The 13854-nt window shown below is 48.3% G+C and carries 10 protein-coding genes; 6 read left to right on the top strand and 4 right to left on the bottom strand.

Annotation, left to right across the window (positions count from 1 at the left end; genetic code table 11):
- Positions 1–11: 11 nt before the first annotated feature.
- From ACVA58_RS22440 to ACVA58_RS22455, 4 genes are all read right to left on the bottom strand, one after another.
- Positions 12–539, bottom strand: coding sequence for a MotA/TolQ/ExbB proton channel family protein (locus tag ACVA58_RS22440; protein WP_446512581.1), 528 nt, complete (start codon positions 537–539; stop codon positions 12–14).
- A gap of 9 nt (positions 540–548) precedes the next feature.
- Positions 549–1910, bottom strand: a complete 1362-nt coding sequence (locus ACVA58_RS22445; protein WP_446512582.1) for a MotA/TolQ/ExbB proton channel family protein — start codon at positions 1908–1910, stop codon at positions 549–551.
- The gene (locus tag ACVA58_RS22450) at positions 1910–2677 is read right to left on the bottom strand and encodes a DUF3450 domain-containing protein (protein WP_446512583.1); all 768 of its coding nucleotides are present in this window, start codon (positions 2675–2677) and stop codon (positions 1910–1912) included. Before ACVA58_RS22450 ends, ACVA58_RS22445 begins: the two co-directional genes overlap by 1 nt.
- Positions 2678–2744: 67 nt before the next feature.
- The gene (locus ACVA58_RS22455; protein WP_446512584.1) at positions 2745–5261 is read right to left on the bottom strand and encodes a TonB-dependent receptor; all 2517 of its coding nucleotides are present in this window, start codon (positions 5259–5261) and stop codon (positions 2745–2747) included.
- 759 nt (positions 5262–6020) lie between these two features.
- On the opposite strand from ACVA58_RS22455, the gene ACVA58_RS22460 reads away from it, so the two are divergent.
- From ACVA58_RS22460 to ACVA58_RS22485, 6 genes are read left to right on the top strand one after another with little or no spacing between them, the layout of a single operon-like run.
- Positions 6021–7046: an ABC transporter permease subunit gene (locus ACVA58_RS22460; RefSeq protein ID WP_446512585.1), complete on the top strand. Its 1026-nt coding sequence runs from the start codon at positions 6021–6023 to the stop codon at positions 7044–7046.
- 2 nt (positions 7047–7048) lie between these two features.
- Positions 7049–8092: an ABC transporter permease gene (locus tag ACVA58_RS22465; RefSeq protein ID WP_446512586.1), complete on the top strand. Its 1044-nt coding sequence runs from the start codon at positions 7049–7051 to the stop codon at positions 8090–8092.
- Positions 8093–8137: 45 nt separating this feature from the next.
- Positions 8138–9964 (top strand): extracellular solute-binding protein, encoded by a 1827-nt coding sequence (locus tag ACVA58_RS22470; RefSeq protein ID WP_446512593.1) that lies wholly within the window; start codon positions 8138–8140, stop codon positions 9962–9964.
- A 12-nt stretch (positions 9965–9976) separates the two neighbouring features.
- Positions 9977–10843 (top strand): ABC transporter ATP-binding protein, encoded by an 867-nt coding sequence (locus tag ACVA58_RS22475; RefSeq protein ID WP_446512587.1) that lies wholly within the window; start codon positions 9977–9979, stop codon positions 10841–10843.
- A 60-nt stretch (positions 10844–10903) separates the two neighbouring features.
- Positions 10904–11737: an ABC transporter ATP-binding protein gene (locus ACVA58_RS22480; protein WP_446512588.1), complete on the top strand. Its 834-nt coding sequence runs from the start codon at positions 10904–10906 to the stop codon at positions 11735–11737.
- 20 nt (positions 11738–11757) lie between these two features.
- Complete coding sequence (locus ACVA58_RS22485) at positions 11758–13578, top strand: extracellular solute-binding protein (protein ID WP_446512589.1); 1821 nt, start codon at positions 11758–11760, stop codon at positions 13576–13578.
- The last annotated feature ends 276 nt before the right edge of the window (positions 13579–13854 follow it).

The following is a 13854-nucleotide window of genomic DNA, read 5'->3' on the forward strand; positions in this document are numbered from 1 at the left end:
ATTCCATTTACTTAGGCAATGTGCTTCAACGTGTCTTCCAGTTTCTGGGTAGAGACTTTGGCAAGGTGATCGATCCGGGAGCTGAAAAATAACCCGGATAAAGAGGCGACCATGCCTGCCAATGTTGGGATTGTTGCCTTTGAGATCCCCGACGCCATGGCGCGGGGGCTTCCTGTACCTGTCACTGCCAGAATATCGAATACCTGTATCATCCCGACCACGGTACCGAGTAGGCCCAGTAGGGGACAAAGAGCGATCAGCACCTTGATGATAGGTAGGCCGCGTTTGTTTTCGATATCTTGCTTAGAGATGATCTCCTGACGGATCATCTTGGCACTCCAGCTTTGGTGCTCTGGCCGTGTAGACCACTGTGCCTCGACTTTTTTCATCGCTCGGGGCAGGACGGCGGCAAAGTAGAACCAACGTTCGAGCAAAACCGTCCAAAGCATTAGGCTGAGGACGAAGATGGCCATCAGGACATCTCCACCCATGCCGAGGAAGCGCCGGATTGATTCCAGCTCTTCAATTAACCACCACATAGTGCCTCCTTACTTCTCGGCAGGGTGCAGTTTTTCCTGGTAGCGGGCAATGTACCCAGCGCTCTGCTCTTCAAGAGTTTGCACCAAACGGCGGCTCTTGCTGTGGACCAAGGTATAGAAGAACAGCAGCGGAATGGCGACAACCAGACCTAGCATCGTAGTTACAAGGGCTTCGGATATCCCGCCGGCCATCAGTTTTGGATCTCCGGTACCGAACAGGGTGATAGCTTGGAAGGTGCCAATCATCCCCATCACGGTACCCAGCAGGCCGAGTAGTGGGGCGACGGAGGCAAATAGTTTGATGGAGCCGACAAAGCGTTCGATACTCGGGGCATTGCGTAGGATCACTTCATCGAGCTTGGCTTCCAGATCTTCCAGGTTATTGCCGTTGTGGCCAAGGTAGGCTTCGATGATCTCACCCAGCGGGTTGCCTTTGATCACTGTCTCGGACTTAGTCTGGCGGCGCATCTTGCTGCCAATGATGGTCAGGCGAAGGAAGCAGAACAAGGCGACAAGCGCACCAATAGCACCCATGCCCAGAATCACATAGCCGACGATGCCGCCCTGATCAATACGTTCTTGAACCGTAGGGCTCTGCACCAACAGCGATAGGATCACGCCACGGGAGGGGTCGATGAACAATGGTTCGTAGCTGCTATCGGCAGCCTCGAAACCCGTTACATTTCGCATAATGTTCTTGCCAGGTTGGCGCGATAGTTCTTCGAACTTGCCGGTTTGCGGTACGTAGGTAATGTATTTCCCATCGGCAATGGCATTGAATTCACCAACAAGGGTGACATCGCGAACTGCTTCTTTGCCTTCGCCGTATACCACGGTAGCTGGTGCGGTTGTGGTTTCGCCAGAGACGATGATCTGCTGTAGTACGGTGTGCCAGAAGGCTTCTAATTCCTGGCTTGAAGGCAGCTCCTTGCTCTCGGCCAATTTAGTTAGCACGGCAGCGCGCTCTGGGAACAAGACGGCATTTTGTGAGGTGGAGAAGAGGCCTTTGAATTCACCAGCATACTGGCGGACGACACCGAACATTTCACCAAGGGTTCCGGTGCGCTGGCGTAGCGTGTCGGTCAGTTCGGTCAGTGACTTGTCATTGGCATCGAAGTTTGCTTTGAGCTGGTCGCCACGTACGGTTTCGGCTTCTAGCTCAGTGCGGGCCTGCTTGAGCAAAGCCGCTTGCTGGTCGCGGTTAGCTTTGAACTCGGCCTCACGTTGTTGGTTTTCTTTGGACTCGGCGATGCTGTCGGATTTCACCGATTGTAGCAATTGAGACAGTGAGGTTGGGTTTTCCGCTTGGGCCGGAGCGGACAGGATTAAGCCTGCAAGCAGGGCGGCAGCCAGTGTTTTAAATCTCTTCATTATCCTTCCTCCCCGGTGAATACAGGCAATTTGATTAGGGCTGGTGGCGCTTGCTTCTTGGCAATGCGCAGACCTTGCTGGACAGCAATACGGTAGTGTTGCGGCAGGGTTTCCCACTGACGGGTCTGCTGATTCCACATACCGGTTTCACCACCATCAGGAGATTGGTACAACAGGGCGGTACGTCCAATACGCAGGAAGTCGTAAGTTACGGTTTCGCCGCTACGCTCCAGGCTGGCCTTGTAAGATTCGATTGAACGCGAGAAACCTTCTTCTATCTGGTAGGCTTCCATAACTTTGCGGAATTTTTCCGAGGTGGTGACATCTGCCCGATCCATCAGTTTATGAAGTTCGGTGATACGGATGCTGCGCTCTTCCGTTTGGAAGGGAAGGTCTAGGGCAACGAATTCATCGAGCGCATCGATCATCTTGAGGGTCAGCGGTACCACTTCCATTGCTGTTTGGTCAATTTGGGCGATCTGGCGGTTGAGTGAGTCCAGCTCACCTTGCTGGGAGTCAACCATACGGCTGATCTGGGTGTTGTAGATCTTCATACTGTCAATCTGGCGCAGCAAGCTCTTGTATTCTGCCAGCATTGATTCTGTGCTGTCGGCGTATTTGTCGACTTTGACCTGTGAGGAGGCGGCAGATTTGTCGGCCTTGGCCTGCGAGGCTACGACCGAACCGGAGTCAGCGGCATAGGCGGCTGTACTCAGGGTCAGTATGGCGGCAGTGATTGCACTAACGCCAAATTCCTTGATAGTCATAGGTGCATCCTTGTCTTTAGTGTTTGTCAGTCAGGAATAGGCGCGGGTCTCGCCCGCGCCTGTGCTATTAAAATTGGTATGATAGGTCGAGGTAGACAAAGCGGCCGACGTTGCTGTGTACGACAATGTCGTAGCCGTTTGAATCGTTACTAAATGGGGCTAGCTCATCAGTAACATTATTAATGCCAAATGCAATTTTCATTTGTTCAATGCCGCTATAGGCAAGCTGAGTATCCCAAGTGGTTAGGCTATCAATTTCGGTGAATTTATCCGTTTCGTAGAGTGCATCGTAACTGTGGGTATAGTTGATACGGTTTACGAATTTGAATTCTTGGTATGCCCAAATCACGCTACCGTTACCTTTGAAGCGAGGACCACCACCTTCGACACCGCCTGTATCTTTACCTGCCGTTTCTGTTGTAACACCATCACTGTCAGTGATCTTGAATGAATCAATGTAGCTACCGTTCAGGCTGAAATCGAAGCTGCCATAGGTCAAGGTTTCGTAGGTATAGTCAATACCCATGTCGATACCTTGTACCTCTTGTTCATCAAGGTTGAGGTAGACATTGTTGATTTGAACAATATTACCGCCGTCATCGCGAATGACGTTCGGACTATCGTTGTCAATCAAGTCTTGGCTACTTAAGCGGCCAATTTTGTCTTTATTGGTAATTCGGTAAATATCAGCTGTGATGCTTAGATCTTCGATTGGCTCAACGACGACACCAAAGTTGAAAGATTCAGATTTTTCAGCTTCTAGATCTTCGTTACCAGAGCTAACAACTTTAAATTGTGCTGCCTCACCAGTTGTATCAACAAGATTTTGGTAGCTTGTTGAGCTTCCCATATAAAGCTCTGGTAGGGTTGGAGCCTTAAAGCCTTGGCTGTATGACCCTCGGAAAACAACAATTTCATGAGGTTGGAAACGTATCGCGGCTTTGGGGCTGAATGCGCTACCGAAATCGTTGTAGTGTTCGAATCGCCCAGCTAGTTGTAGCTCAGTGGTTTCGTGCACCGGGATCATAAACTCGGTATATGCTGCGATTACATTGCGATCGCCTTTGGAGCTGGTACCACCAGAGCCGATAATCTCACCTGCAGCGACTTGACTGTCTGGGGTATCTTCTGCGGACTCGTAACGGAATTCACCACCGAAGGCCATTTGAATATCACCGGCGGGTAATTCATAGACTGGCATTGCAGCACCGGCATTAAGGAAAGCAAGTTGGGATTTACCTTTACGTGTTGTTTTGGTTACAGCAGGAGCAATTGAGTCGGCACTATTATGGGGAGAGAAAGGGTTGTAAGTGCCATTGTCTATCACCGCTTGATAAGCTGCTCTGTTGATGTAGCCAGAGCCAACATTTTTTGTCTGGGTATAGTGGTAGCCAACATCGGCATTCCACTCGATATCGCGCTCACCCCAGTAACTAAGGCCTTCTAATCCAGTCACGATCCGAGCTGAGTCGGTTGTTACGTCGTTGACACGGTTAGGAGCTGCCGTCATACGATGGCGCAGTTTTACATCTTGGCCAAATGTATTAAAGGGGTTGTCAGCTGCCACGATAATACCGTCATTTTCATCAGTAGGCGTTGGTGCTGAGATAGTGGTTGTTTCTACACGGTTTAATGCCAATTCAAGAAAAGAATTCACATCATCATTAAGCTGGTGGTTCAGCGTACTTAGTAAACTATAGCGGTTACTTTCAGGGATCATGGCAATGTCAGAGGCGTAATCATAGTTACAACTTAATTCATTGCCGTTGGCATCCTGTCCACATAGCGCACCAAGGTAATTACCATCAACATCAAAAGCGTACCCAGGGTTTCCTCGGCTTGAAGTCCAGTCGAACCCGCCTCTGTCGGAAAGATCTGCGCTTGATGTATTACTACGGTCTTCACGCATGATGTTGCCTTTATTTACGGCATTAAATGACACCATGATATTGGTTTGATCATCGTTGAAGGTTTTACCTGCAGTAATCGTTGCATTTAACTCTTCACCGTCCATTTCGGACGTTACGCCTGATTTTGTTTTAATTTCAAAACCTTCGTAATCTCTTTTTAGAATGATATTGATAACACCGGCGATTGCATCAGAGCCATAGAGTGCTGATGCACCGTCTTTTAGTACATCGATACGCTCAACGGCAGAAAGAGGGATGCTGTTGAGATCAACGAAAGTATCATTCATGTTCTGGCCAAAGGCGTAGTTGGCTACCCTGCGGCCATTTAGCAATACCAATGTACGACTTGAACCTAGCCCGCGTAATGAAACACCTGAAGTACCTGCTGCAAAGCTATTGGTGGCATTATTACCATAACTGCCGGAGCCATTCTGAGTTAAGCCGCGAAGAACATCATCAACACTAACAGCGCCCATATCTGCAATATCAGAAGCGGTATAAACATCCACTGGGTTCGGACCTTCCATGTCCGTGGTTGAAATACGCGATCCTGTGACCTTCATCTTTTGCAGTTTCTCAACCTGCTGCTCTTCAGCGTGGGCGGCAGTGCTAATAAAGCCTGAACCCAGCGCGAGGCTGATAGCAATAGATAAGGCTGTTGTTTTTTTATTCATCCTTGCTGCTCCGTTATTATCCTTCCTGTGATTTGGCCGAGATAGGGCCAATCGAGCATTAACTTTTTGTTAACGCCGCGGGGCAAGATATACATGAAGCAAAAAGTTGAAGTCAAACCAGTGGTATTTGTTTCGCCATAAAAATAAAACGGAGTGTTAAACTGCGAATGTGCAATTATCGGATTTTCATGCTGTATAGTGCTTTGTATGCAAAGGTAAATTTTGCTTTATAACCAGTAGCTACAGAAATTTCTTTGTTAAAGGATAATGTCGCCTGGGGAGGGGTGGGTGGTGCCTTTTATTGCTGATTTGTTAAAGCGCAGGTGATTATGTTATTTTTGATGTTGGTGAATAGATATTCATAAATGCCGTTAAAGAATGTGGCTTTTGGTGTTGTTTTTGCTTCTGGCGTATACCTATAGCTAGGGAGGATGTAAAGGCGAGATTTTTATTCAGCGTAAGTAGGTAGAAATACGATAGAGCTGCATGCTGATTTTTGTTGGTAAGTCTGTTTTTTATAAAATTCACAGAGTTTTATCTTTTTTTTAATATTTTTTTGACCATGCGATAGAATGTGACAAATTCGGTTCAAAATGATCACCCTTGGTTGAGGGGGAGTGTAATCCACTGTATTTATGGATAAATTGAAGAATAATTGATGCCGCCCAATCACTTTCCTGTCGTGTGTTTACTCAGGAAGGACTTATTTACTGGTAGTTAACTGAAAGGTTTGCCTGTTTGACATGGAGTAGTTAAAACATGCTGTCATATTTCTTGCGTCGATTGGCATTGGTTGTCCCGACGTTTTTAGGGATCACGATCCTTATCTTTGCCATTACCCGTTTCGTGCCCGGCGGGCCTGTCGAACGGATGCTGGCCAATATGCAGGCACAAGGTGATGGTGCCGCCGCGATGACGTCGGCTGGTGGTAACTCTGCACTGTCTGAAGATCAGATTGCCGAGCTGAACGCCTTTTATGGCTTGGATAAACCCGTTGTGGAAGCCTATACCGAATGGCTGGGCAAGTTGATGGTGTTGGACTTCGGTGAATCGACCCGTTATTACGAGCCGGTCTCCAATATGATTGCCGAGCGATTACCGGTATCACTGTTCTATGGTGGCATGACGTTTTTCATCAGTTATTTCATCTCGATCCCCCTCGGTTACTACAAGGCGCTCAAGCACGGTTCGGTATTTGATTCCGGCTCGTCGATCTTGATTTTTGTTGGCTACGCCTTACCCGGTTATGTGGTGGGTGTCCTGCTCATTACCTTATTTAGCTACCACCTCGAATGGTTCCCGATGGGGGGATTCGCGGGTGATGATTACGATGATTACGAAACCTTTGTTGAGCGGGCTAGGGATGTGATGTGGCATGCGGTGCTGCCGCTGATCTGTTATCTGATCGGTGACTTTGCCACCTTGACCATGACCATGAAAAATAACCTGATGGAGAACTTGTCATCCGACTATATCCGTACCGCAATTGCCAAGGGGCTGCCGTTTAAAAAGGCAGTACGCAAACATGCCCTGCGCAACAGTTTGATCCCGATTGCCAGCCATTTTGGTAATTCGCTGTTATTTTTCATGACCGGCTCTTTCTTAATTGAGGTTATTTTCAATATCGATGGGATTGGCTTGCTTGGCTATGAGTCGATTATCGAGCGGGATTACCCGGTCGTGATGGGCATCGTGGCTATCAATGCTGCCATGCTGTTAATGGGCAATATTATCTCCGATATCTGTGTTGCCTTGGTTGATCCTCGAGTGAAGTTTGGAGCTTGATCATGTTGAAATTAAACCCTCTAACACTGAAAAAGATCAAGCGCTTCAAAGAAATTAAGCGTGGCTACTGGTCTTTCCTGCTGCTTTCATGCCTGTTGGTGTTGTCGCTGTTTGCCGAGCTGTTGATCAACAGCAAGGCGCTGGTGGTCAAATACAATGGCGAATACAGCTTTCCGGTGCTGTCCGATGTCCGTCTCGGTACTGAGTTTGGTCAGGCATCATCCAGTGAGGTTGATTACCGCGCACTCCAGCAACTCTTTGCTGAGCAGGGCGGGGATAACTTTGTGGTGATGCCTCTGGTGCCTTGGAACCCCTATGAGCAGGACTTTTCCGGTGATTATCCACCTACCGCCCCGAGTGTTGCCGGTAAGCATTATTTGGGAACCGATGTTATTGGTCGGGATATTCTCGCCCGTTTAGTCTACGGTTTTCGCACTGCGATGGGCTTTGCGCTGATCACCATGGCGGTTTCTTATGCCATTGGTACCGCGGTCGGTTGCGCAATGGGCTTTTTCGGAGGCAAATTTGATTTGTTTGTCCAACGCTTGATAGAGGTATGGTCAATGGTGCCTTTCCTCTATGTCATTATGATCCTGGTATCGATAACCCAACCGACCTTTGCATTATTTGTCGGCATCAACGTGTTGTTTGGCTGGATGGGGATGACCTGGTACATGCGTACCATGACCTACAAGGAGTCTGCACGGGAATATGTGATGGCCGCTAAGGCGCTAGGTGCATCAACTGTCCGTATTATCTTCCATCACATCTTGCCTAACACCATGGTCATGATTGTGACGTTGGCGCCGTTTACCATTGCCGCCAACATTACAGCGCTGACCGCGTTGGATTACCTTGGCCTCGGCCTAATGCCACCCACCCCGAGCTGGGGGGAGCTGCTACAGCAGGGTAAATCAAACCTGGATTCTCCGTGGATTGTGGCCTCGGTCGTGTCATCGATTGTCTTGGTGTTGGTCATGGTGACCTTCATTGGTGAGGCGATTCGGGCTGCCTTCGATCCGAAGAAATTTACCCGCTATGTATAACCTTGGCTTGCAGCTGTTGAAATAAGGATATTAATAATGAAAAACATGCTCAAACTGTCAGCTGTCGCGATCATCGCGGCACTCGGAAGTGCTGCGCAGGCGGCAGAACTACCCGCAGATTTGACGTGGGTGTCCAACATGGAGGAGCCGTTGTTTGCTTCTCCTGAAGCCAAGTTCGGTGGCACGTTACGCACACATATGGCCAGTTTTCCGCAGACCTTACGCAGTGTCGGCCCGGATTCCAATTCAGGACTTCGTCATCATTTTATGGACGGGGTTCCCAAACTGGCTGGACGTCATCCCAATACTGGAAAGTGGATCCCTCAGTTGGCACAGGAATGGGCCTTTGGTGATGATAACCAGACCGTGTACTTCAAGCTGGATCCCAGCGCTCGTTGGTCGGATGGCGAGAAGGTTACCGCCGATGATTATCTGTTTATGCTGAAGTATTACCGTTCGAAAGACATTATTTCACCTTGGTACAACGATTTCTTCACCAACAAGATCGAGGATGTCGTCAAGCTCGATGATTACACCATCGCGGTGAAGTCTGTCACCAAAATGACCAATGATGAGCTGATGGTGCAGATCAACCTGCCAAGCAACGGCTTGCAGCCAAGGCCTGAGCACTTCTTTAAGCCAAAGAAAGATGAAAATAACGACGGTATCGACGATAACTTTGTTCGACGTTACAACTTCAAGAGCGAGCCGACAACCGGTCCTTATTTCATGGACAAGGTCAAGAAAGGCAAGAGCGTGACCTTCAAGCATGTTGGGGAAGATTGGTGGGGTTACAGCAATCGCTATTACCAGAACCGCTATAACGTCGAGAAAGTGCGTTATACGGTGATCCGCGATAGTGACATTGCCCGCAAGCATTTCGAGAAAGGCAACTTAGACACCTTTGGTCTGGTTTTACCCAGTCTTTGGCATGAAAAAGCCAATACCAAGCCGTACCAAGATGGGTATATACATAAATTTTGGGGGTATAACCAGGTTGTACAAGGTGCTGGTGGACTTTGGATCAATACTGCCCAGCCATTGCTTGACGACCGCCATGTCCGTGCCGGGGTCACTTACGCCACCGACTTCGATGGCATGATTGCCAATGTCTTGCGTGGCGATTATGCCCGTAAGCCACATGGTATGGGGTTCGGCCATGGTGGCTATGATCGTAGTGACAATAAAGCACCGACCTTTGATCCTGAGTTGGCAGCTGAGTACTTTGTCAAAGCAGGCTTTGACAAGATTGGACCGGATGGGATCAGGATAAACGCCAGCGGAGAGCGTTTGAGCTTCGCTATTACCTATGGTTACCAGCCGCATACACCGAGAATTGCTTATCTGAAAGAGCAGGCGAAAAAAGCGGGTCTTGAATTAACGCTTAATCTTGTCGATGGTTCTTCGGCATTCAAGTATGTGTTAGAGAAGAAGCATGATTTGGCATTTATCAATATGGGGGGCGGAGAGATTCCGGCTTACTGGGAGTATTTACATTCGGTCAATGCCAAACCGCAGACGAACAACCATACCAACTTTGGCTCACCAGAAATGGACAAATTGATCGACAGCTATAACAACGAATTTGATCTTGAGAAGAAACAAACCGTATCCCATCAAATTCAGAAAATTGTCTCTGATGAGTTCCTGATTGTTCCTGGCTACATGGTGCCCTATACCCGAGAAGGGTATTGGCGTTGGTTGAAATATCCTACTCCGGCCATGACCAAGCAGACGAGCTCTTTGTTCTCAGTCGTTGACTTGGCCACGTTCTGGATTGATGAGGAAGACAAAAAAGCCACTCTTTCTGCGATGAAGAAAGGCAAAACCTTTGAACCGGTCACTGTGATCGATGACAACTATAAGCTGTAAGGTCGGTCGACTATGCAAGATGATGTAATTTTAAGTGTTCAAGGGCTGGAGACGGAGTTCACTACCGATGAAGGTATTGTCAAAATCCTCCATGGCGTCAGCTTCGATGTTCGCAAAGGCCGGACATTGGGCATTGTCGGCGAATCAGGATGCGGTAAAAGTGTGACGGCAATGTCGGTCATGGGCTTGCTGCCTAAGCCCTACGGTCAGGTCGTTGGCGGCAAGATCCTGTACCGCGGGACCGATTTGGTGACGCTGCCTGCGGAAGACATGTATGCCATGCGGGGGAACCGGATTTCGATGATTTTCCAGGATCCGATGACCGCACTCAATCCCGTGCACTCGGTTGGCCGCCAGCTGATCGAAGTGCTTGAGTTGCACCGACCTGAGCTTAACAAGGGGGATCGGAATCAGTACGCCTTGGATATGCTCAAGAAGGTTAAAATCCCAATGCCGGAGAAACGGCTCAAGGAATACCCGCATAACCTTTCGGGAGGGATGCGTCAGCGGGTAATGATTGCCATGGCACTGGCGTGTAAACCTGACATACTTATTTGTGATGAACCAACAACGGCATTGGATGTCACTGTGCAGGCCTCGATCCTTGACCTGATTAACGATCTCCAGCAAGAAACAGGTATGTCTGTGATCTTCATTACCCATGACTTGGGTGTCGTTGCTGAAATTTGTGATGACGTTGTGGTGATGTACGGCGGGAAAGTGGTGGAATTCGCCGACATTTTTGATTTGTTCGACAATCCCCAGCACCCCTATACCGAACGCTTAATGGGGTTGATGCCTAGTTTGGATAATGAGCCAAAGCAGCCGATTGAAATTAAACCTATAGATGTCACTTTGTTCCCCGAATTCAAGGGATAGGAAAGGGGTAGGCAGGGACTAGGCTGAGCGGTATAGATTGAGCGGTAAAGGGAGAATGAAATGACAGAGTTACTAAGGATAGAAAACCTCAAGCAGCACTTTGTTTCTGGAAAAGGGATTTTTAAAAAAGGCTATACGGTGAAAGCTGTCGACGGGGTGTCTTTCTCCGTTGCTCGAGGTGAAACCTTGGGACTGGTGGGGGAGTCTGGCTGTGGTAAGAGTACCTTAGGCCGGACGATCCTCAAGCTTTATGAACCGACTAACGGTAAAATTTTCTTCGAGGGTAAAGATATTACTCAGCTCTCCGCTAAAGAGATGCGCCCTCTGCGTAAAGACTTGCAAATCGTTTTTCAAGATCCGATGGAGTCGCTCAACCAGCGCCATACCGTCGGGATGATTTTGGAAGAGCCTTTTATTATCCACAAGGTTGGTACGCCGGTGGAGCGAAAGCTGTGGGTGAAAGAATTATTGGTCAAAGTGGGCTTGCCGGAGGAATCCGCTAATCGTTACCCGCATGAGTTTTCTGGGGGGCAGCGCCAGCGAATAGGGATCGCCCGTGCGATTGCCCTCAAGCCCAAACTACTGATCTGCGATGAGTCGGTATCGGCACTGGATGTGTCGGTCCAAGCCCAGATTCTGAACTTATTGCTGCAGCTTCAGCAGGAAATGAATTTGGCCATCATCTTCATTTCCCACGACCTCTCGGTAGTGAAGCATATCTCCGATCGCGTGGCGGTGATGTATTTTGGCAAAGTGGTTGAGATGGGTGATGCCCGGGAAATATACAGTAACCCGCAGGCTGATTATACCAAGAAGCTACTGTCGGCCATCCCGATCACTCACCCTCGTGACAGGAGGCGCAAAAGGCCCGCAAGCAATGCCCATGTGGCCTGATATTAACTAAGGAATAGGGTATGAAACGGATTTTAACGGCAACATACTTATTGCTGCCTGCGCTCTCTTGGGCTGCTTTACCCAGCGATATTCAGTGGCAGACAAACAATGACGAGCCGTTGTTTGCGTCTCCTGATGCAAAATTTGGAGGCACGTTGCGAACCTCACTGCCGAGTTTTCCGCAAACATTTCGCACCGTAGGGCCTGATGGCAATGGTGCTTTTCGGGTTTGGTTGCTGGATAAACAGCCGCAGTTGTTGCAACGTCATCCCGATACTTTGGCCTATATTCCGGATATCGCTACCCATTGGGCCTTTGGCCAAGATAACAAAACACTTTACTTGAAATTGAATCCGGCGGCGAAATGGTCTGATGGTGAGCCGTTGAAGGCGACTGACTTCAGCTACATGCTCGACTTTTACCGTTCCAAAGACATTATCGACCCTTGGTATAACACTTACTACAGTACCCAGATAGAGAAAATCGAAGCATTGGATCGCCACACCATAAAGGTTGTTCATGGCAAAGAACTTGATAAGGCCGCATTGCTGTATTTTAGCCATCGTCTTAAGCCTCGTGCCGAACACTTCTATCAGCCCAAGACCGATAAGAATGAAGACGGGGTAGACGATAATTTCGTCCGTAGCTACAACTTCAAGGCAGAGCCGACACTCGGTGCTTATCATGTCGGTAAGGTAAAGAAAGGCAAATCTATCACCATGCAGCATATTGGTGAGGATTGGTGGGGGTATACCAACCGCTATTATAAGCACAGGTATAATGCCGAGAAAGTTAGGATCAAAATCATCCGTGATGAGGATATTGCCTTCAAACATTTTGAAAAAGGCGATCTAGACGTTTATGCGCTGGGGCGGCCTGAGCTTTGGTATGAAAAGAGTCAGTCGGAACCATTTAAAAAAGGTTATATCCATAAATTCTGGGGCTATAACCAGATGGAACTGGGGGCGGGGAGTTTTTGGCTCAATACCGACAAGCCTCTACTGGAAAATATCAATATCCGTAAAGGTATCGCCTATGCGCTGAATATCGACGGGTTGAATAAGAATATCTTCCGTGGTGACTTTAGCCGTAAGCCGCAAGGACTCGGGATAGGACAAGGTGCGTTTACCAATGAGAGTCTATTGCCATTACCTTTTGAACCGGGATCAGCAATTAAGTATTTCGAGCTGGCAGGATTCGATCGTATTGGTGGTGATGGCATCCGTGTTAACAAGGACAACCAGCGTTTGAGTTTTGCTGTGACTTATAGCCATCAGGTTGTCACTCCGCAGTTAGCTTATTTAAAAGAGCAGGCGAAAGCCGCTGGCTTGGAGCTGACAATGAATCTGGTGGATGGCTCTTCGGCTTTCAAGTTTGCACTTGAGAAAAAACATGAAATCTCATACCACTCGATGGGAACTGCTCCTCGTCCGCAATATTGGGAGTATTTCCACAGTGACAATGCGGGTAAGCCACAGAACAATAACTTTACCAATTACAGTACACCTGAGTTGGATAGGTTGATAATGAGTTATCGCTCTGTGTTTTCAACACCGGAAAAGCAGGCATTGTCTCGCGAGATCCAAAAGCAGGTCCATGAAGCGACTGTGATTGTGCCTGGGGTGATGTCGCCCTACATTCGAGAGGGCTACTGGCGTTGGATGAAATATCCAGAGCAGCCGATGCAACAGAAAACAGAGCAGTTGTTTACCATTGGTGGCTTATCTGACCTTGGGGTGTACTGGATTGATCAGGACGTTAAGAAAGCTACATTGAAGGCTGTGAAGAAAGGAAAGAGCTATGAGCCTGTTACTGTAATGGATACCAAATACAAGCCTTAACCTTTTTGCATCGTCAATGTTAGCCAAGGTACCCAAGTGGTACCTTGTTCTTTTAAAGAGCGAAAAAGGATGTCGCTGTTTAAATAGTGTCCGAACAGGTTGGCTGGGACGTTTTTTGTTGATTTAAGGCTTGCCAGCTTATCATAACTCCCTATAATGCGACCTCACTGACACGGAGCACGGCAACTTAAGCCGCCATCCAATCAGTATTGTTCTTTAACAATTTGACCATGCAATCTGTGTGGGCACTCGTGAAATGATAGTCAACAAAAGAAT

It is taken from the genome of Photobacterium sp. DNB22_13_2 (genome assembly GCF_052873915.1).

Coding starts and splice junctions, on each gene's coding strand:
- ACVA58_RS22455 (WP_446512584.1), bottom strand. CDS start 5,261: ATGAATAAAAAAACAACAGCCTTATCTATTGCTATCAGCCTCGCGCTG.
- ACVA58_RS22450 (WP_446512583.1), bottom strand. CDS start 2,677: ATGACTATCAAGGAATTTGGCGTTAGTGCAATCACTGCCGCCATACTG.
- ACVA58_RS22440 (WP_446512581.1), bottom strand. CDS start 539: ATGTGGTGGTTAATTGAAGAGCTGGAATCAATCCGGCGCTTCCTCGGC.
- ACVA58_RS22480 (WP_446512588.1), top strand. CDS start 10,904: ATGACAGAGTTACTAAGGATAGAAAACCTCAAGCAGCACTTTGTTTCT.
- ACVA58_RS22475 (WP_446512587.1), top strand. CDS start 9,977: ATGCAAGATGATGTAATTTTAAGTGTTCAAGGGCTGGAGACGGAGTTC.
- ACVA58_RS22465 (WP_446512586.1), top strand. CDS start 7,049: ATGTTGAAATTAAACCCTCTAACACTGAAAAAGATCAAGCGCTTCAAA.
- ACVA58_RS22460 (WP_446512585.1), top strand. CDS start 6,021: ATGCTGTCATATTTCTTGCGTCGATTGGCATTGGTTGTCCCGACGTTT.
- ACVA58_RS22470 (WP_446512593.1), top strand. CDS start 8,138: ATGCTCAAACTGTCAGCTGTCGCGATCATCGCGGCACTCGGAAGTGCT.
- ACVA58_RS22445 (WP_446512582.1), bottom strand. CDS start 1,910: ATGAAGAGATTTAAAACACTGGCTGCCGCCCTGCTTGCAGGCTTAATC.
- ACVA58_RS22485 (WP_446512589.1), top strand. CDS start 11,758: ATGAAACGGATTTTAACGGCAACATACTTATTGCTGCCTGCGCTCTCT.